Origin of the sequence: Collinsella aerofaciens, assembly GCF_039836695.1 — a bacterium.
GTDB classification, from domain to species: Bacteria; Actinomycetota; Coriobacteriia; order Coriobacteriales; family Coriobacteriaceae; genus Collinsella; species Collinsella aerofaciens_BD.
In genome coordinates this window covers 34,859-54,349 of sequence record NZ_JBDPAC010000006.1, presented here as the reverse complement: position 1 = coordinate 54,349, position 19,491 = coordinate 34,859, and the positions used below count along the sequence as shown (strand labels likewise).

The following is a 19,491-nucleotide window of genomic DNA, read 5'->3' as shown; positions in this document are numbered from 1 at the left end:
GGGTGACCTCTCTGGTTGCGTCGCTCCATTATATGATGGATGCTTCGTTTGCCATCGCCCCCGAAAGGAACCTATATGATTGATGCGTGCTCCTTGATTCCCATTTTCATTGCAACAGCCTCAGGACTCGGGGCCTCGCACAGGCTCCCGCCGCCTTACAGAACTGAAAGCTGGGCGTAGGGCAAATCCATGGCACGTGACCTGCGATTGCTCGGCCATAGATGGCGTAATCGAGGCCAAGGGAGGGCATCATGCGCGAGGGAAACGAGAGCTGGTTCTGGCACGCGAACGACATGGTGGTGGCGGGCGACATGAACCTCGTGGTCCGCGTCCTGTGGGTCGCGCTCATCGTAGGCATCGGCGTCGCGACGATGGCCACGCTCTGGATCGTCACGAGGTAGCGCGCCACGAACGGATGACGAGGCACGCGGCGCATGCCACGCTGGCGGAACCCTAGCCTCGCTGCTGGACAATCTGTTCGATGAGCTTCGCGACGGAGTCCTCGGCTGCGTCCCCGATCAGGTGATGGGCCGCGGCCTTCGCCTCTGGCATCGCGCCCGCGACTGCGTAGGAGTTCGGCACCTTTTCGAGGAGCGTCACGTCGTTTTCCGAGTCTCCGATAAAAGCGACCTCGTCCAGCGTGACCCCAAGGCTGCCGAGAAGCGCGTCGAGTCCGTTTACCTTGCTCCAGCCAGCCGGAACAACATCGAGGAAGAATGGGACGGGCGAGGGGAAATCAAGCTCTGGGCAGGCTTCCTTGCATCGACTCCGAACGACTTCCGTCGGGGCGGAGCTGACGTTGACGAAGATGCCGGCGGTGATGACGTCACGGTTCGTGGGCACGTCTCCGAGCGCCATGTCTCTTCCGGAGTCCTTAACGATTTCCAGGGCGAATTCGTCGCCAGGCTCGACGGCGCAGAGGAACTGCTCGCAGCGTTTGCCTGTCTCATCGACATCGGCGACTAGCCAGAGTGACGTCCCCGCGTAGGGGCGTACGGCGCTATCGAGCTTGACGAGGGCCTCCGTCGAGAGCGTCTTTTTGAACACGAGTTCGCCGCTGGAGAAGACCTTCTTTCCGTTGGCCATGATGCCGGTCGAGAAACAGCGCGCGTCGCCGTCAAAGGCATCGGCCAGGTCGGCGTAGTCGCGGCCGCTTGCGGGGCCGAACGCGATGCCCGCATCAAGCGCCGAAAGAATCGCGCTGTGCGTGCGCTCCGATACGACCCTTGAGCCAAACGGCAGCAGGGTCCCGTCCATGTCTGCGAGGATGAGCTTTATCAAGGGGTCCTCCCGTTTCGGTCTGGGCGTCGGTGCGCCGGTGTGCGTCGTCCTAGCTGTATTGCCTGTCTCCCAAGAGATTCTTCGAGATGATCCTGTTAAACTCTACCGGGTCATCCCAGCAAGAGGTCAGGAAGAGGAACAGCAGCTCGATGACGAAGTTGATCGAGCTGTGCGAGAAGGCGACCTCGGTTCCGGTGATGGCCTGATCTCGCGAGATGGCTCGGATGATATACGTGGCACGCTTCGCGAGCGGCGTATCTGGGTTGTCTGTGATCATGATGATGGGGGTGTTCGAATCCTCGGCAGAGTCGAATATGTTGACGAGGCGCTTCGAGTATCCGGACGTCGAAATGACGAGCAGGATGTCATTCTCCTTGAGGCTGGTTGCGGCGGAGACCATGGCATCGGTGGTACTGGGGCAAAACGCCCTGACTCCAACCTGTGAGAGCTTGAACGCCGCGTTTACGCCCATGCTAATCGAGTTGCCGACGCCCGCAATCAGGACGAGGTTGGCGTTGTGGAGCAGATTGACGACTGCCGAAAAGTCATCGGAGTCAATGAGCGAGGCGGTTTGGGAGAGCTCCTTGACCTTGTGAGACAGGACGTACTTAATGGAGCCCTCGACGTCGTCCAGAGTAACCTTGCCGCCCGTGGCCTTTTCCTCGCCGGAGGCCCTGCTGATGGATATGCCGAGCGCCAGACGCATGTCCGAATAGGTTCGGTAGTCAAGCGTCCTTGCGAACCTCGAAACAGACGCCGGTGACGTACCGGTTCCTGCGGCGAGTTCGCGGACGGTCATCGTTGCGACGTCCGACGGGTGGTCGAGCACATACGTTGCGATTGCCTTCTCCGAGGGGGATAGGCTGTTCATGACCGCGCAGATGTGGCTGAGCACATCCCCTGTCTTATCCATGGTTACTCCTTGGCCCTAGTTTGCTTCGTATCTTAGGTCAAGAGAGGTGAAAATAAAGCAAAATGTTTCATAAGAGGTGAAATAGCGTTTCACCGCTGATTTCCTACCGTTCACGGTAAATCGGTGCTTCCCCGGCGCAATCTCATCTTGAGCTGCTATCTTATGAGCCGTGAAACAACGGCACGAAAACGATGAAACAACAGAACATTGTTCCAACGCCTCACAACTTTGTTTCACGCTAGATGGCGAATCACTTCGAAGCCCAGACAGGCACCCGGCGAGCAAGAAGGGAGAAGCACGATGCACAACGCCAGGACAAACGCAAGCATGACTTCGCTGTTCTTCGCGAACGTCCTCTACTGGGTCTGCGCGGGCGTGTACTCGCCGTTCCTCTCCGCTCACTACACGAGCCTCGGCCTCAGCGCAGCCCAGACCGGCATCCTCCTCGCGGCGACCCCGGTGTGTGCGCTCGCCATCCAGCCGCTCTGGTCGACGATCGCCGACAAGCTCGGGCGCCGCCGCGCGGTCATCGTGATCCTCTGCCTTGCGGCGGCGGTACTCGCTCCGCTGTATTACCTGGCGTCGACGTTCGTCCCGGTCCTTCTCGTAACCTTTGCGTTCTCGGCGTTTTTCTCGGGGCTCCTGCCCCTGAGCGACTCCCTCGTCATCGAGCTCGCAGATCGCTCTGGCCTGGACTTTTCTCGCATTCGCATGGGTGGCACTATCGGCTATGCCATCGTCGTCCTGATCGTCGGTCGGCTGCTCGACATGGCTCCTCAAATCCAGTTCGCGGTGGTCTCTGCCGCGCTGGTGGTCTTCGCGGCTCACATGTGGCGCCTCCCCGAGGCGGGAATTCGCGCCAATGCCGCGGACGATCCCAAGGTCTCCCACGGAAAGGGCCTCCTCTCGCTGTTTACCAGCAATGAGATCGCCTTCGTCTTGGTCTTCGCCTTCATCAGCTCAGCCGCGATTGGCTTCATCGGGGCGTTTTTGGGCCGCTACGCGGTCGAGCTTGGCGAGGGCCAGAACCTCGTGGGCGTCCTGAGCGCGGTTTCCGCTGCGAGTGAGATCCCCATCCTGCTTATCTCCTCCAAGCTGGTCAGGCGCTTCGGCGAGATGAACCTCCTGATCTTTTCCTGCTTCATGGCGGCGCTCAGGCTCGTGCTCGTGGGCACCGGCATCGTCCCGGTCATGATCTGCGGCCAGCTGCTGCAGAGCGTGAGTTACATGACCGTCTACTACTCCTGCGTTACCTACATTGCCAACCACACTTACGAGGATTGTCGCGCTCGAGGTCAGAGCGCCTTCGCGATGGTTCAGAGCGGTCTGTCCGTCGTGGTTGCGAACCTGTTTGGTGGTTGGGCGTGCGACGCGCTCGGCACGCACGCGGGTTTTCTTGCCTTCGCCCTCGCTTCAACGATTGCTGCGGTCGTTGCTTTTGTGGCGTACGTACTGTGGCGTCGAAGCGCAGCGCCACAGCCTGAGGGCCAGTCGGCCGCATAGGCTCCACCGCGTTTTGCAAGCGCCTGCCTGCTTCGCGCTTCTCTTCGTGTTCAACCAGCTGACGAGCTGAGAACTGTCCAATCCAATGGTTATCCAAGTGAAAGGAAGACAAAGATGTCTCTCATCAAGGTCAACGAGCTTCTTCAACATGCGACCGAGCACCACTATGGCGTGCCCGCGATCAACGTCATCAACACGGAGACCATCCGTTATGCGATCCAGGCCGCCGAGGATGAGCACATGCCTATCATCATCCAGTACTGGCCCGGCCTCGAGGACCACTGTGCCCTCGACATCATCGCCTTCGCCGCCCGCTATTACGCCGAGCGCGCGAGCGTGCCCGTCGCCGTCCACCAGGATCACTCCGCTGGTTACGAGATCGCCGTCAAGGGCGTCAAGGCCGGTTTCCCCTCCGTCATGGTCGACGGCTCCTCGCTTCCCTATGAGGAGAACTTCCAGCTCACGAAGGACGTCGTCCAGGTCGCCAAGATCTTCGACGTTGACATCGAGGCCGAGCTCGGCCACGTCGGCAACGGCTCCGACGCCAACGACTTCGTGAACAGCGACCACTATACCGACCCGAACCTCGCCGAGGAGTTCGTCGAGGGCACCGGCTGTGGTTCGCTCGCCATCGCCGTCGGCAACGCCCACGGCCCCTACGTCAAGGTCCCGAACCTCGACATGGAGCGCATCAAGGCCTGCAGGGAGGCCGTCAGCGTCCCCCTCGTCATGCACGGATGCTCCGACATCCCCGACGAGCAGCTCCAGGAGGCCGTGAACCTCGGCATGAGCAAGTTCAACATCGCCACGGAGTACTTCCGCTCCATGTACCGCGCCTTCGAGAAGGACATCAGCTCCGGCAAGAACGACGGCAACGGCGTTGGCCTCCTGATGGACGCCGCCCCCGACATGCGCGCGTTCGTCGCAAGCAAGATCCAGCTTCTGAACCCCAACCACTATTCGCTCTAGGAGAGACTCGATGAAGAAAGTTCTTGTCGCGTCGCACGGTCACCTCGCAAGCGGAATCAGGAGCTCGATCGAGATCCTGACCGGTATGGCGGACATGGTGGAAGCAGTTGACTGCTACGTGGACGACTCCGATTTCACCCCTCGCATCCAGGCGTTTATTGACTCGGTGGGCCCTGAGGACGAGGCCATCATCTTCACCGACATCTACGGTGGCTCCGTCTTCCAGAAGGTCGTCCTCATGGAGCCGGAGAAGCGCGGGATCGTCCATGTTACCGGTATGAACCTCGGCCTCGTGATCGAGGCGCTCCTCGGCGCTGAGCCGGTCACGGCAGATTCGATCAAGCAGAGCGTCGAGCTGGCGAGGGCGACGATGCAGGTCGTCGAGCCTCCGAGCAAGGCCGCGGACAACGAGGGGTCCGACGGAGACTTCTTCGATTAGAGAGCACTAATAAGTAAGGAGAGGAAACAATGATTGTTCAGGTTCGAGTCGATGACCGTCTGATTCACGGGCAGGTCGCCCTGGTGTGGACCAAGGAGCTCAACACCACCAGGATCATCGTCGCCAACAAGCACGCCGTGGAGAGCGATGCCCTTCGCATGACGCTTTCCATGGGTACGCCGGCGGGCCAGAAGCTCCTCGTCAAGGATGTTCCGGATGCTTGCCGCATCGCGAACGATCCGCGTGCGGACTCCATGCGCATCTTCGCGCTCACCAACTGCGTGCGTGACGTGCTTGAGCTCGTTAAAGGCGCACCGGGCAAGATCGAGGGCGTGAACGTTGCCAATGTCGGCCGCTTCGACAAGTCCGATCCGGATAGCAAGGTCGCCCTCAACTCCACGATCATGCTCAACCCGGATGAGCTCGAGGCCGCGAAGGAGCTTTGCGAGCAGGGTATTCCGGTTTTCCATCAGCTTATCCCGTCCAATTCCAAGACTTCTCTCAAGAGTCTGATCGAGGCGGCGGGGAAATAAGGGGATTTGGCCAGGCGGCCAAATGAAATGAAAGAAAGGAAGTCAAATGATTGGGTTAGCAGTAATGGCCTGGTTGACCGTGCTGATTTGCTACGGTGGTAACTGGCTTCTCGGTCAGTGCATGATCGAGCGTCCTCTTGTTGTTGGCCTTGTTGCAGGCCTCCTGATGGGCGACGTCAAGACCGGTGTTATCATCGGTGCCTCTCTTGAGGCGATCTTCATGGGCGCGGTGAACATCGGTGGCGCTATCTCCGCCGAGCCCGTTACCGCGACCGCCCTCGCCGTCGCCTTCACCGTTGGCGCCGGCATCGATCAGGGCGCCGCCATCACGCTGGCTGTTCCCGTGGGCGTCGTCACCGCGTTCCTCTCGATCTTCATGAACAACGTGTTCCTTGCGTTCTTCGCTGGCACCCTCGACAAGATGGCCGCCGAGGGTAACGAGAAGGGCCTTGCTTTCCAGCACTACGTTCTGTGGTTTGTTAAGTACGCCGCCTTTGCACTCATCGCCTTCCTCGGCGTTTACCTTGGCGCCGAGCCCGTTGCCGCCATTGTCAACCAGATTCCGGCCAATGTCATGAACGGCCTCAACGCCGTGGGTGCCCTCCTGCCCGCCGTTGGTATGGCGCTCCTGCTCCAGATGCTCTGGAGCACCGAGCTCAGCATCTACTTCTTCTTGGGCTTTACGCTCTACCAGTACCTCGGCCTCCCGATGATCGCCATCGCGGTTTCTGGCGTCATCATCGCGATCGCCTCCGGCCTCCGCGACAAGGAGATCTTCGACCTCACCAAGAAGGGCGTGGCCACCCAGGCCGTTTCCGGCGACTCTGCAACCAGCGACGAGGAGGATTTCTTCGCATGAGCAACCTGATCAAGAATGTGAGCCCTGAAGACAAGAAGATGCTCAACCGCATTTTCCTGCGCTCCTTCACCGTGTTCGCTTCCGGCGCCGGCGGTTCCGTCAAGGCTGGTGCCGATGGTTGGCTGTACTCCATCCAGCCCGCTCTTAACCGCTACTACGCCGATGACCCCGAGGCTCGCGCCGACGCCATGAAGCGTCACACGACCTGGTACAACATCACCCAGAACGTCGGCACGTTCGCCATGGGCCTCGTCGCCTCCATGGAGAGGGAGAACTCCGAGCACGATGACTTCGATACCGAGTCCATCGACGGTATCAAGGTCTCCCTCATGGGCCCGATGTCCGGTATCGGCGACGCAATCTTCTGGGGCGTCCTGCGTGTCATCGCCGCCGGCATTGGCATCAACCTCGCCATGAGCGGCTCGCCCCTCGGCGCCATCATGTTCCTGCTGATCTACAACATCCCGTCGATCCTCTGCCGTTACTTCTTGACCTACCTCGGCTTCAACATGGGCACCAACTTCATCTCCGAGATGTACGAGGGCGGCCTCATGAAGCTCATCACCAAGGCCACCTCCACGATCGGCCTCGTGATGATCGGCGCCATGACCGCGGCGAACGTCAAGTTCAACACGATCCTGTCCATCCCGGTTCAGGATTCTGACCCGGTCATGATCCAGACCTACCTCGATTCCATCTTCAAGGGCCTCGTGCCCCTGGTCCTCACGCTCGTCGTCCTGTGGCTCCTGCGCAAGAAGAACGTCAACGTCAACATCATCCTGGTTGGCGTCATGGTTCTCGCGCTCGTCCTCGGCCTCGTGGGCATCGTGTAGGGCGGCTTCCGGATCATTCGAAGCTTGTTTAAGGCAATTCCCGGCGGCACGCGATCGAGGACATTCGACGCGTGCCGCCCCATTAGAAGGAGAGAACATGCGCTACACGCACCTCAAGAATTCCGATGTCGACGTCTCCCAGCTCGCTGTGGGCACCTGGGCGATCGGCGGCGACTCCTTTGGTGAGAACGATGACGCCGCCAGCATGTCCGCCATCCGCACCATGCTCGATCACGGCGTCAACCTCATCGACACCGCGCCGTGCTATGGCAACGGCACGTCCGAGAAGGTCGTCGGCAACGCGCTCAGGGGCGTCGACAGAGAGAGCTACCTGCTCTCGACCAAGGTTGGCCTGATCACCAGCGCCGCCGGCTATGACCGCGACTCCTCGTTCAAGAACATCATGAGGGAGGTCGAGAGCTCGCTGCGCAACCTCCGCACCGACTACATCGACTTCTACTTCGTGCACTGGCCCGACGCTAAGACTCCGTTCTCCGAGACGATGTGCGCCCTCCAGCTCCTCAAGGAGCAGGGCAAGATTCGCCACATCGGCGTCTCCAACTTCACGACCGAGATGATCGAGGAGTGCGAGAAGGTCGCTCAGATTGACGTCCAGCAGCCGCCCTACTCTATGGTTGACCGCTCCTCCGAGGACCTCATCAAGTGGGGCTACGAGCGTGGCATCGACTCCTTCACCTATGGCTCCCTTGGCGCGGGCATCCTGTCGGGCAAGTTCCGCGAGCTGCCGAAGTTCGAGGAGGGCGACGTCCGCGCCGGCTTCTACGACTACTTCCAAGAGCCCAAGTTCTCTCGCGTCCAGGAGCTGCTCAAGGTCATGGACGAGATCGCCGAGGCTCACGACAAGCCCGTGGCACAGGTCGCCGTGAACTGGAGCACCCAGAAGGAGTACGTGGGCACCGCGCTCGTTGGCGTGCGCACGGACGCCCACGCGATTCAGAACTGCGAGACGTTCGAGTGGGAGCTTTCCGCCGATGAGATGGCCAAGCTTGACGCCAAGCTTGACGAGCTGAAGATCGGCTAGCCATGGGCGCTGAGGAGAGGAAGTACCCCGCTTCCGAGCTTGAAGTGCTTGAGCGTGGAGCTAGGGAGGTCGTCGAGCCTAACGGGCTGAAGCTCCTACTGAAGCCCGTGCCGGGAGATGGGCGCGAGCACGTGCTCGATCCGCGCGTCTATGCGCGCGCCCATGCGAAGCTCGCTGCCGGTCCGGCGCCGGCGGGGCCGGTGGACGTGATCGCGTGGCGCTCTGCGCCCAACAAGGAGACCCACGTCGTGAGGGGCGTGGGCGTTGCCAAGAAGACCGTCGTCATGAACTTTGGCGACAGGGGCATTCCCCTGCACGTCTTCACGCCCGAGAGCCACGAGAGCGGTTCTGCCGCGCTCGTGTTCATCCATGGCGGCGGCTTTATGGTGGGCAACATCGGCCAGTACGAGAACTGCCTGCGCGACATCACGGAGCGAACGGGCTGTGTCGCGATCTACCCGGAGTACCGTCTGTCTCCCGAGACGATGTTCCCTGGTGGCGTCGAGGACTGCGTGAAGACGCTCGGCTGGCTTGTCGAGCATGCGGATGAGCTGGGTGTCGACGCGACGCGAGTCGCCGTGGCTGGCGACTCCGCGGGCGGAAGCCTGACCAACGCCGTCGTCCTTGACGGGTCCCATGCGGACAGGATCAAGCTCGTGGTCGAGCTGTATCCGCTCGTCGATGGCAGCCCCGTTCCGGAGGAATGGTCCTATGACCTCTATGAGATCGTGAAGGACCAGAGGGCCGAGGCTCTGAGCAGGGTTGATCGCATCCGCAATGCCAACGACGACCTGCCGCTGATGTATGCCAACGGCAATGCGGAGGAGATGCTCGACCCGAGGGTGTCTGCCCTGTTCGCGGAGGACGTGAGCGCGTTCCCCCGCACGGTCATCATCTCTTCCGAGTATGACTACCTGCGCTATCAGGACGAGTTGTTCGCGATGAGGCTGCAGGATGCGGGCGTTGACGTCACCGCGATTCGCTATCGCGGCTGCGACCACGGCTTCTTCGAGATGTACGGCGTGATGCCTCAGGCCGAGGACGTCTGCCGCGTCATCTCCGAGGAGCTTGCGAAGATCTAGGGGCTCGTCGCGGCGGCCTTCTGGACGAGTGACGGTCCGGCGGGATGCTAGGTGCGTCCCGCCGGACCTTTGCGTTGGCGGGCGCGTGTGGGGGGTTTGCCTCGGCGGTGCCAGATTGACTAGGAGACGCGTTTACCGCCGATCTTCCAAGCGAGCCCAGCAAGCAAACCGTGAACTGAGTCCCAGGGGCATTGACAAGGGCGTGGGTGTGGCGCGAGCGCTGGCGTATCTGGGCCGCGAGGGAAATGCGCGCACCTTTGGCTTTGGCGATTCGGGCAACGACCTGGGTATGCTCGCTGCCGTCGAGACGGCCGTGGCCATGGGCAACGCCATGCCCGAGGTCAAGGCGGTCGCCGACTACGTGACCGACGATGTCGCACACGACGGCACCGTCACAGCGATGCAGCATTTCGGCCTCATCTAATGAATCCCGCATTCTGACGTTTGCCCAAACTGCGACTCTTTGCTTTTGCATGCTCAATCGATTTATCAATCCAAACACTGAGGTGTTTATACCGTTCGCCGAGAAGATAAAAACCCGCAGCTCACGACTTGATAAACGTAGGTAAAGTGTTTAGCAGTTTACCGGCCTTATGCAAACGAAAGGAATCAGGCAGATGGCAATCAAGGTGTTCGCTGACGGTGCAAACCTCGAGGGCATGCTCGACATGTACGAGAACGGCAACGTTCAGGGTTTCACGACCAACCCGTCCCTTATGAAGAAGGGCGGCGTGACGGATTACCGCGCGTTTGCCAAAGAGGTTCTTGCCCACATCACCGATGTATCCGTGTCGTTTGAGGTCTTTGCCGACGACGTCGAGACCATGGAGGTCGAGGCGCGCGAGATCGCTACCTGGGCCGAGAACGTCTACGTCAAGATTCCGTGCGTGACCACCAAGGGCGAGTCCACCGTCGAGCTGGTCCGCAAGCTTTCGGCCGACGGCATCAAGGTCAACGTCACCACCATCTTTACGCCTGCGCAGGTCGATGAGATGGTCGAGGCCGTTGACGCCGAGACGCCGTCCATCATCTCGCTCTTTGCCGGCCGCATTGCCGATACCGGCGTCGATCCCATTCCGTTTATGACGGAGTCGGTCAAGAAGGCCGCCGTCAAGCCCAACTGCGAGGTCCTGTGGGCATCTACGCGTGAGCTCATCAACACCTACCAGGCCGAAGCCTGCGGTTGCCAGATCATCACGGTGCCCAACAGCATCCTGGCCAAGCGTAAGAACATCGGCCGCGACCCGTACGAGGTCTCGCTCGACACCGTCCGCGGCTTTGCCAAGGATATCGCCGCTTTGGGCTTCCATATCCTGCCGTAAGCAAGGGTACCCCCTGCGGCGACGTGCAAAATCGCGAATATTCAGCACGGTAAAGGCTTTTACCAGCTGGTTGAAGCACGGAACGGCCCCCGTTTTGGCTCTAATTGACGCTAAAACGGGGGCCGTTTTTGCTTTTATGGCTCTCTGAGGCACAGCGGGGCTATCGAGAGATGCTGAATATTCGCGATTTTGCACGTCGCCAAGAGGGGGAAGTCGGGCCCTACTCTGACCACTCGGACGTACTCTTACCCGAACCCGCTGCTTCATGGGACGGCATGTCATGCGTCTGAGCTGCGGTTTTCATGCAGCGGGTAGTCGGATTGCTGCTGAGTTGCTTGAACCTACTCGAACCCACTCTGTCCGAGCGGGGCCCAAGTGGCAAGGGGCTATTAGGGGACTGAAGAGCTATAGGGAGCTCGAGGAGATGGCATCGGCTCCCGAGCGCATGACTTCCCCCAGCATCCTGATTCCTCGGTCAAGCTCGATCTGCTTTTCGAAGTAGTCGGCGTGCTCAAGGAAGCGCTCGCGCAGGGTGCGCAGGCCTGCTGCCTTTTCCGACCTCGCGTCCGCATCGCTGACGATTCTATCGAAGCAGAGTACGAGTGCGGTGAAGTCGTGGATGACGGGGAAGCGCTTTGTAAGGGCGACGAGCTCCTGGTCGATTCTGAGCTCCTCCCGCGCGGCCGTCGCGATGGAGCCGACGGGCTTCTGTAGGCGCTGCCCGATCGTGTTCAGAACGTTGCCGTTATGAGCGGCCGCGTTGCGCAGGGCCTTCACGGGGAACAGGAGCTGCTTGACGGATTCGGCCTCCTGGCTGCGTTCCCTCCTGAGGTCGTAGAAGTAGAACTTGTAAAGCGCGATGATTCCCCCGAAGGAGACGAGTTCCAGGTAGTTCCAGACGTACATGTCCTCGCGTCTGCCATACTTATTCGCGAGGTTCCGGGTGTAGTTCGAGTCTCCGAGGTACGAGACGCTGCGCTCAAGGTGCTCCGGGTCTATCCCCAAAGTCTGGTCCTCGGCGATGTGGAGCATCTCGAGGAAGAGCGTCGCTCGCTCGCTGCCGCCCACTCCATCTAGCCGGTCGGCGATGGCTTTCATCTTCTCGACGGCTGTTTCTGACCCGCTTGGATCGAACCGCTCCTCCAGCATCCTCTCCTTACGCACCCTCTCGTGGGCGAAGAGGAGGTCGAGGATCTCCTTCCCGTCGGCGCCGTCGTCCATCATCGTCCGGTTTAGATGGACCTTCATGTAGTGCTCGATGTCAAGCGTCATCGAGAGGATGTGCTCGCGGAGGTGGTGGTCGAGTCTGGTGAGCTCGGCGAGGTAGGCGAAGTCTAGGTTGACGTAGCGTCCGTAGCCCTCTGACGCGGAGCTACGATACGTTGAGAAGCACTTCGCAAACGCCTTGACCTTGAAAAAGAAGTTTTTGTCGCGGAGGAACGCAACCGCATCCTCGGGGCTCATTATGCCGAAGCGGACGCCCCGCTCTGCGAGGTGGGCGACCTGTTGTTCTGCCGGGATGAGCGGGCGCTCCTTCATAGTCGAGCCTCCAAAACGAAAAATGCGGCTGTAGGTACAGGTACCCGCAGCCGCTAAAAGCACGAAGGCTTTTCACACTGCGGACAGTATACCCCACTTTGTCGAAGGGGCAAAGAGTGCGGGGAATTCCCGCACTCTTTGCGACACTCGCCGCGAAGAGGGGGACGTTCGCTTTGGCGGTTTACTTGCCCTGTACCATGGTGAGGGAGATCTTTTTGCGGTCGCGATCGACCTTCTCGACCCACACCTTGACCGTGTCACCGACGCGCACCACGTCGCTCGGGTGCTTGACAAAGCGGTTGGCCAGCTTGGAGATATGCACGAGGCCGTCCTGGTGCACGCCCACGTCGACGAACGCGCCAAAGTCGACGACGTTGCGCACCGTGCCCTTGAGTTCCATGCCGGGTTCCAGGTCGTCGATGGAAAGCGCTGAGCGGCTAAAGACCACCTCGGGCGCGTCGTCGCGCGGGTCGCGGCCGGGCTTCTTGAGCTCGTTAACGATGTCGATGAGCGTGAGGGTACCGCAGTCTAGGTCGCTGGCCAGTGCCGAGATGCTGCCCAGACGGCGCTCGATGTCGGGCACGCCGCCGCGGCTGAGCTCGCTGGCCCCAACGCCGGCGCGCTTCAGGACGGATGTGGCCACCTCGTAGCTCTCGGGGTGGACGCTTGTCGCGTCGAGCGGGTTCTTGCCGCCGCTGATGCGCAGGAAGCCCGCGGCATTGAGGTATGCCTTGGGTCCCAGCTTGGGGACCTTCTTGAGCTGGCGGCGATCGGTAAAGGCGCCGTTTTCCTCGCGGTATGCCACGATGTTTTTGGCCACGCTCGGCGTGATGCCCGATACGTATCCCAGCAGGCTTGCGCTCGCGGTATTCACGTCGACGCCCACGCGGTTGACGACGTCCTCCACCACGTGGCCCAGAGTGCGCGAGAGCTCGGCCTGGTCAAGGTCGTGCTGGTACTGGCCCACGCCGATAGACTGGGGCGGGATCTTGACGAGCTCTGCCAGCGGGTCCTGCAGGCGGCGGCCCAGGCTCATGGCGCCACGCACGGTGACGTCCAGATCGGGATACTCCTGGCTGGCGAGCTCGGAGGCGGAGTACACCGACGCGCCGGCCTCGTTGACGATGGTGTATCGCAGCTCAGGCGCCTGCTCGGCGATGAACTCCGAGACGACTTCCTCGGTCTCGCGGCTGGCGGTGCCATTGCCGATGACGATGGTGTTGACGCCGTCCTTCTTGACGAGGCGGGCGAGCTCGCGCTTGGTGCCGGCGACGTCGTGGCGCGGCTTGGTGGGGTAGACCACGCCGTGGTCGAGCAGCTTGCCGGTCTCGTCCATGACGGCGACCTTGCAGCCGGTGCGGTAGCCCGGATCGAGCGCGAGCACGCGGGCGCCGCGCACGGGGCGTGCCGAGAGCAGGCCCTCGAGATTCTTGGCAAAGACATTGACGGCCTCGGTCTGAGCGCGAACGGTGAGTTTGGCGCGGGCTTCGCGCTCCAGCGAGGGGGCCATGAGGCGCTTGTAACCGTCGGCGATGGCGGCATCGAAGATGGGCGCGAAGACGCCCTGACGGCGGGGCCAACGGCTGCCGAGGCGTGCCGTGGCGGCAGCACCGTCGACGTTCACGCGCACGCGGAGCTTGCCCTCGCGCTCACCGCGGTCGATAGCCAGCACGCGGTGGTTGGGTATACGGCGCAGCGGCTCATCATAGCTGTAGTACGGCTCGTAGGGGGTCTTCTCGGTGGGGTCGGTGGCCTCGACGACGATATCGGCGGTGTTTTGCGTAAAAGCGCGCAGGTCGGCGACGTTCTCGGGGTCCTCGGCCACCGTCTCGGCCACGATGTCCGCCGCGCCGGCGAGCGCCTTCTCGGGCGTGTCGAAGCCGGCTTCCTCGTTGACGTAGGCCGCGGCGGCGTCGAGTGCGCTGCCCTTGGCCGAGGCCTGCATGATGATCATGTTGGCAAGCGGCTCCAGGCCTGCCTCGCGGGCCTTCTGCGCGCGGGTCATGCGCTTTTTGCGGTAGGGCTTGTAGAGGTCCTCGACACGCTGGAGCTGCGTGGCCTCGCGAATCTGCTGCTCGAGCTCGGGCGTGAGCTTGCCCTGGGCGTCGATGAGCAGAATGACGTCCTCTTTGCGCTGTTCAAGATTGCGCAGGTAGGACAGGCGCTCGTCGAGTGCGCGCAGGGCGACGTCGTCCATGCCGCCCGTTGCTTCCTTGCGGTAGCGCGAGATAAAGGGGATGGTGTTGCCCTCGTCGATGAGCTTGACGGCTGCCTCGATGTTGGCGGCCTTAAGGTTGAGCTCGTGGGCGAGCTGGGCGATAAGATCCATGGGACTCCTTGCGTTTAAGGTGCGTTTGCAGCACAGGGCTACCAAGGATACCACCCGTTTCAAAAGACTGTTTTGGGCCCTCGCCACGAAAACGACCTATCTACTACGTTTGAACCGTATGGGTCGACCATCCCCCGGTTTTCAGAAAATACGCAAGCCGCCTACCTGCGCTTTTGATTTTAGGAAATATGGCATGGTTGAGGGTGATTGGCTAAACGTAGTAGATAGGCCCATTTCGTGGCGAACGAATCAGGCTGAGGTGCAAAATGGCCCCCGTCTCAGAAAAATCGTCGGCAAGGTAGCAAAATGCCCCGCGGGCAGGAGGCTGCTCGCGGGGCAAAGAAGAGGGGCTTGTTGGTGACGGACCGAAGGGTTCGGCATGGGGTTTCTGCCGCGGTCGCTCTTAAGGCATTACAGCTCGACGAGCTGGCCGGTCTCGGCGGCCTCCTTGATAGCGTTGAGAAGCGTGAGCGTCTTAACGTTGTCGGCGGGGGTCACGACGGGCTCGACCTCGCGGCGGACAACCTTCACAAAGTGCTTGAGCTGCATCTTGTGCGGCAGTGCCGGGTCGACGGCCGGAATCTCCATCTGCAGCGGCTTGTGCCAGTTGGAGGCGCCGTCGTAGGAGAACTGGTGCAGGCGGGGCAGCGACAGGGCGCCCTTAGTGCCGCCGATAAAGTAGGCGTCGGCGTCGAAGGGGCGGTACTGCGGGTCCTCGCGAGCGGTTGCCTCCCAGTTCCAGGGGCTGGCGGTAGCGTCGGAGATGGTCATGCTTGCGAGCGCGCCATCGGCAAAACGGACGTTGACCACGGCGGAGTCCTCGGTCTCAAAACCGCGGGCGGCGCTGGACTGCATACCCTGGACGGCAACGGGCTCGCCCAGCAGGTAGCGGAGCAGGTCGACGTCGTGCACCAGGTTGACCAGGATCGGGCCGGCACCCTTCTTGCGGCGCCATTCGACATCGAAGTACTCGTCATTCTTATAGATCATGTAGTGGAAGCTCGACACGGTGAGCTTGCCCAGCTCGCCGGACTCGATGATCTCCTTGGCCTTGTTGACGAAGGGGTTGTGGCGACGGTGCTGACCCACGAGCACGGGCACGCCGGCGGTCTCGGCCTCGGCAGCGAAAGCCTGGGCATCCTCCAGGTCGTTGGAGATCGGCTTTTCGACCAGCGGCACGATGTTGCGCTTCACAGCCTCGCGGGCAACGCCCAGGTGCAGGTCGTTGGGCGTGGCGATAATGACGGCCTCGGGCTTGATCTCGTCCATCATCTGGGCGGGATCGGTGTAAAACGGCACGCCGGCGGCCTCGGCCGTGGCGCGGGCGCCCTCAAAGGCGTCGGCGATGGCGACGAGCTCGGCCTCGGGCTCCTCGGTGACAAAGCGGATGTGGTTGCGGCCCATGGCGCCGGCGCCGATAACGGCAATGCGGACGGGGTTGAGCTCAAACATTTCGACTCCTTAATACTGGTGACCGGTGGAATGCGACAAAGGGACTGTCCCTTTGTCGCATCGGTAAAACTAGGCGGACTTCTTCTTGCTGTCGGAGACCATCATGTAGACGGTGAGCACGACGGCGATGGCGGCGATCACAATGGCGCCGTAGAAGGACTGCTGGTAGGCGGCGCTGCCGGCCTCGGCGTGATACAGCACGGCGGTGATGGGCTGGCTGATCCAGGTGGAAGCGGCATAACCCAAAAACATGATGCCGTAGTTGACGCCGATGTTGCTGGTACCAAAGGCGCCACCGGTGAGCGGCGGGTAGATGACGAGCAGGGCGCCAAAGCTAAAGCCGAGCAGAGCGAGCGCCACAAAGAACATGGCCTGCGTAAAGCTCATCGACATGATGACGAGTGCGACGATGGTGACGACAAGGCTGATGAGCAGCGACTTGTAGGCGCCGAGCTTGTCGATGATCTGGCCAAAGGACAGACGGCCAACCAGGTTGGCGCAGGTGTTGACGGAGACCACCACACCGCCGAGGGCGACAGCCGCGGCGCTCGTGGGGTCGGTGAAGAGCTGGACGGCGGCGATGGAGGCAACCTTGCCCACGAGCAGGGTGCCGGCGGTGGCGGCAAAGGCGAAGGTGACGATGAGGACCCAGAAGCGCGGGGTCTTGACCATCTCGCCCGGGGTGAGGTCGCCGAAGGTGCCGGCGTGCGCGCCGCCCTTGGGGGCCTCGAAGCCCTCGGGCAGCCAACCGGCCTCGGGGGCCTTCAGGAACAGGGCGGAGGCGGCGATCATCACAAAGAAGATGACGCCGAGCGCCTTAAGGGCGCCAAAGATGCCCAGGCTCGGGATGAGCAGCGAGGCGAGCACCGGGGACAGCACGGCGGGACCGGCGGTCGAAGCGGCCAGGGTGATGCCGGAGGCGAGACCCTTCTTGTCGATGAACCACTTTTGGCCGGTGGTGAGCGCCGGGTTATAGCCCAGACCGTTGCCGACGGCGGCGACGAGTGAGAACCACAGGTAGAACTGCCACGGCTCGGTGACAGTGCCGGACATGAACCAGCCCACGCCGTAGCACACGGCGGCGGCGATCACGACGTTGCGCGGGCCGATCTTGTCGGAGATACGGCCGGCGAAGATGCCCGTCACGGCCATGATGGTCTGAAAGACCGGGAAAGCCCAAGTAAGGGCGCTGGACCACTCGGGGTAGACGGCGAGCAGGTTCTTGCTCACGACGGAATACAGCGCGATGGAGCTGATGAAGAACATGGTGACGCACGCGGCGGAAAGCACGACGGCGCGACCCTTGTTGGAGTTGGTGGAAGCCATTGGACTCTTTCTAATCGATACGGGGGAGGAGCGGGCGTGTCCGCGGGGCCTCCCTGTCAGGTTAGTTTACTGGTCAGTCGGCTTGGCGACGCCGGACTCATCGGACCAAAGCTCGACACCCTTGTTCTTGAGGTAGTTGTCGGCATAGGCGCGACGGCCGCCGGGCTTGGCAGTGAGGTCGCCCATCATGTTGGAGAAGCCGCCGTCGACCTTGATGGCGTCGCCGGTGGTAAAGTCCGAGCGCTTGGACGCCAGGAACATGACGGCGTTGGCGATATCGCTGACCTCGCCGATGCGACGCGTGGCGATCAGACGGCTGCGGCTCTTTTCGACCTCGGGGTCGGCGTAGAAATTGGCCGACATCGGGGTCTTGACGAAGCAGGGCTCGACGCAGTTGGAACGCACGCCGTAGGGGCCCCACTCGGCAGCCAGCATCTTGGACATCATGTTGGCGCCCGCCTTGGTGGAGCTGTACACGCCCGAGAACGTCTCGGGGGAGTGGCTGGCAACGGTCGAGATGTGCACCAGGCGACCCTGGCCGGCCTTGATCATCTCGCGACCAAAGCGCTGCGAGGTGATGAAGTAACCGGTGAGGTTGACGTTGAGCACCTGCTCCCAGTCGCTCAGCGGCAGGTCCTCCATGGCGGCGAAGCGCAGGATGCCGGCGGTGTTGACGAGAACGTCGACGCGGCCGAAGTCGGCGATGGTGGCATCGACGGCGGCCTGAACCTCGGCCTCGTCGGTGGCGTTCATCTTGTAGCCCTCGGCGTGGATGCCAAACTCGGCGGCGAGGTCGGCGGCTGCGGCCTTGACCTTCTCCTCGTCCAGGTCGAGCAGGACGACGTTGGCGCCGTTGCGGGCGAACTCGCGGCAAATCTCGACGCCCATACCGCCGAGCGCGCCAGTCACGGCGCAGACATCGCCCTCGAGCTTAAGCCAATTGCTCATAGGAACTTCCCTTCTTGTGCCTCCCGGTGGGTCGCTCCCATTAACCGACCCACGTGGTTTTCGCTGGTTATCGTATGCTTTGCATTTGCGCAGGTGAATTGCATATTTGTTAGAATGGCGTTAACCGTAGGTTCATAGCTTGCAAGACGATGCGCCTTTAATTGAGTGTGTGACCTGCCAAAACAACCCCCTTCGGCAGTTCATTGCCATGCGTCTGGAAACAGGAGATTGACGTGTACGATCGACGACTCGAGGCCATATCGGCCGCCGCGGAGCTGGGAAGCTTCTCGCGCGCGGCGGCAAAATTGCGCGTGTCGACTCCGGCGCTCGTCAAGCAGGTGTCGGGCTTCGAGGCCGAGTTCGGCATCACGTTGTTCGAGCGCTCGCATTCGGGTGTTAAGGTGACGCCGGCAGGTGCTCTGCTGGTGGACGATGCACGTTCGATCATGCGCCAGTCCGAGGATGCGTTGCGCCGCGCCCGACGCGCGGCGGGCGATGGCGGGGCCGTGCGTCTGGGCGTGTCGATGATGTGCCCGGGGCGCCAGACGCTATCGATGTGGTCGGGCATCCATGATCTGGAACCGTCGCTACGATTTGAGATTGTGCCGGTAAGCGACCTCTATGACGAGCGCGAGACCGTCATGCGCAGCTTGGGCCGCGAGGTCGATGTGGTGCAGTCGAGTTTTTCTACCCCACGCTGGGGCGACGCCTGCCAAAAGCTTCGCATCGTTAACGTGCCGTTTTATATCGACCTGCCACGCACGAGCCCGCTTGCCCGCAAGAATCGCATTACGGTCGCCGACTTGGAGGGCATGCGCCTGCGCGTGCTCCGTCACGGCAACGACGCTATGGACAGCCTGCGCATCGACCTGTTAGCCGACGGCGGTGTGGATGTGATCGATGTGGATAGCTTTGACTTCGCGCTCTTTAACGAAGCCGAGGAAAAGGGCGATGCGGTGCTCACCTGCGGAGCGTGGTCGGGGGTGCACCCGGCCTTCGTGGGCGTGCCGTTCCTATGCGGGCGAGAGGTGCCGGTCTTTTTGCACTATCCGCTCGAGCCCACCCTCCAAGTACAAAAATTCGTCAACGCCATGGCCCAACTCCTCAAGTAGCCAAAAGAG

At 61.6% G+C, this 19,491-nt stretch carries 19 protein-coding genes; 12 read left to right on the top strand and 7 right to left on the bottom strand.

Annotated elements, in window-relative coordinates; all coding sequences use genetic code 11:
* Positions 1-251 precede the first annotated feature (251 nt).
* The gene (locus tag ABG996_RS04485) at positions 252-401 is read left to right on the top strand and encodes a hypothetical protein (RefSeq protein ID WP_158567382.1); all 150 of its coding nucleotides are present in this window, start codon (positions 252-254) and stop codon (positions 399-401) included.
* Between the two features lie 52 nt (positions 402-453).
* Here the strand turns inward: ABG996_RS04485 and ABG996_RS04480 are convergent, their stop codons facing one another.
* Entirely contained in the window at positions 454-1,281 is an 828-nt protein-coding gene (locus ABG996_RS04480) for an HAD hydrolase family protein (RefSeq protein ID WP_055251935.1), read from the bottom strand.
* A 49-nt stretch (positions 1,282-1,330) separates the two neighbouring features.
* Complete coding sequence (locus ABG996_RS04475) at positions 1,331-2,194, bottom strand: MurR/RpiR family transcriptional regulator (RefSeq protein ID WP_055251936.1); 864 nt, start codon at positions 2,192-2,194, stop codon at positions 1,331-1,333.
* A gap of 300 nt (positions 2,195-2,494) precedes the next feature.
* Between ABG996_RS04475 and ABG996_RS04470 the strand changes: the two genes are divergently transcribed.
* The 10 genes from ABG996_RS04470 (at position 2,495) to ABG996_RS04425 (ending at position 10,776) form a co-directional block, all read left to right on the top strand.
* Positions 2,495-3,697, top strand: a complete 1,203-nt coding sequence (locus ABG996_RS04470; RefSeq protein WP_347478673.1) for an MFS transporter — start codon at positions 2,495-2,497, stop codon at positions 3,695-3,697.
* A gap of 114 nt (positions 3,698-3,811) precedes the next feature.
* Entirely contained in the window at positions 3,812-4,666 is an 855-nt protein-coding gene (locus ABG996_RS04465; protein ID WP_347478674.1) for a class II fructose-bisphosphate aldolase, read from the top strand.
* Between the two features lie 10 nt (positions 4,667-4,676).
* A complete protein-coding gene (locus ABG996_RS04460; protein WP_055251942.1) occupies positions 4,677-5,105 on the top strand; it encodes a PTS sugar transporter subunit IIA in 429 nt (142 codons plus the stop codon).
* A 29-nt stretch (positions 5,106-5,134) separates the two neighbouring features.
* On the top strand, positions 5,135-5,638 hold the full coding sequence (locus tag ABG996_RS04455) for a PTS sugar transporter subunit IIB (protein WP_273376547.1): 504 nt from the start codon (positions 5,135-5,137) through the stop codon (positions 5,636-5,638).
* 46 nt (positions 5,639-5,684) lie between these two features.
* A complete protein-coding gene (locus tag ABG996_RS04450; RefSeq protein WP_347478675.1) occupies positions 5,685-6,497 on the top strand; it encodes a PTS mannose/fructose/sorbose/N-acetylgalactosamine transporter subunit IIC in 813 nt (270 codons plus the stop codon).
* The gene (locus tag ABG996_RS04445; protein ID WP_273376551.1) at positions 6,494-7,330 is read left to right on the top strand and encodes a PTS system mannose/fructose/sorbose family transporter subunit IID; all 837 of its coding nucleotides are present in this window, start codon (positions 6,494-6,496) and stop codon (positions 7,328-7,330) included. The genes ABG996_RS04450 and ABG996_RS04445 overlap by 4 nt, the downstream gene beginning before the upstream one ends.
* A gap of 97 nt (positions 7,331-7,427) precedes the next feature.
* Entirely contained in the window at positions 7,428-8,372 is a 945-nt protein-coding gene (locus ABG996_RS04440; RefSeq protein WP_347478676.1) for an aldo/keto reductase, read from the top strand.
* A gap of 2 nt (positions 8,373-8,374) precedes the next feature.
* Complete coding sequence (locus ABG996_RS04435) at positions 8,375-9,454, top strand: alpha/beta hydrolase (protein ID WP_347478678.1); 1,080 nt, start codon at positions 8,375-8,377, stop codon at positions 9,452-9,454.
* 28 nt (positions 9,455-9,482) lie between these two features.
* A complete protein-coding gene (locus tag ABG996_RS04430) occupies positions 9,483-9,878 on the top strand; it encodes an HAD family hydrolase (protein WP_347483998.1) in 396 nt (131 codons plus the stop codon).
* A 193-nt stretch (positions 9,879-10,071) separates the two neighbouring features.
* Positions 10,072-10,776 (top strand): transaldolase, encoded by a 705-nt coding sequence (locus ABG996_RS04425; RefSeq protein WP_347478681.1) that lies wholly within the window; start codon positions 10,072-10,074, stop codon positions 10,774-10,776.
* Between the two features lie 405 nt (positions 10,777-11,181).
* Here the strand turns inward: ABG996_RS04425 and ABG996_RS04420 are convergent, their stop codons facing one another.
* The 5 genes from ABG996_RS04420 to ABG996_RS04400 all read right to left on the bottom strand — a co-directional run bounded on the left by ABG996_RS04420 (position 11,182) and on the right by ABG996_RS04400 (position 18,370).
* A complete protein-coding gene (locus ABG996_RS04420) occupies positions 11,182-12,315 on the bottom strand; it encodes an Abi family protein (protein WP_347478682.1) in 1,134 nt (377 codons plus the stop codon).
* Positions 12,316-12,496: 181 nt separating this feature from the next.
* A complete protein-coding gene (locus ABG996_RS04415; protein ID WP_347493943.1) occupies positions 12,497-14,644 on the bottom strand; it encodes a Tex family protein in 2,148 nt (715 codons plus the stop codon).
* Between the two features lie 411 nt (positions 14,645-15,055).
* Positions 15,056-16,096 carry a Gfo/Idh/MocA family protein gene (locus tag ABG996_RS04410; RefSeq protein WP_347478685.1) on the bottom strand — a complete coding sequence of 347 codons (1,041 nt, stop codon included), beginning with the start codon at positions 16,094-16,096 and terminating at the stop codon, positions 15,056-15,058.
* A gap of 69 nt (positions 16,097-16,165) precedes the next feature.
* Entirely contained in the window at positions 16,166-17,422 is a 1,257-nt protein-coding gene (locus ABG996_RS04405) for an MFS transporter (protein WP_347478686.1), read from the bottom strand.
* A 66-nt stretch (positions 17,423-17,488) separates the two neighbouring features.
* Positions 17,489-18,370 carry an SDR family NAD(P)-dependent oxidoreductase gene (locus ABG996_RS04400; protein ID WP_347478688.1) on the bottom strand — a complete coding sequence of 294 codons (882 nt, stop codon included), beginning with the start codon at positions 18,368-18,370 and terminating at the stop codon, positions 17,489-17,491.
* 233 nt (positions 18,371-18,603) lie between these two features.
* Here ABG996_RS04400 and ABG996_RS04395 point away from each other — a divergent pair, with 233 nt between their 5' ends.
* The gene (locus ABG996_RS04395) at positions 18,604-19,482 is read left to right on the top strand and encodes a LysR family transcriptional regulator (RefSeq protein WP_347478690.1); all 879 of its coding nucleotides are present in this window, start codon (positions 18,604-18,606) and stop codon (positions 19,480-19,482) included.
* The last annotated feature ends 9 nt before the right edge of the window (positions 19,483-19,491 follow it).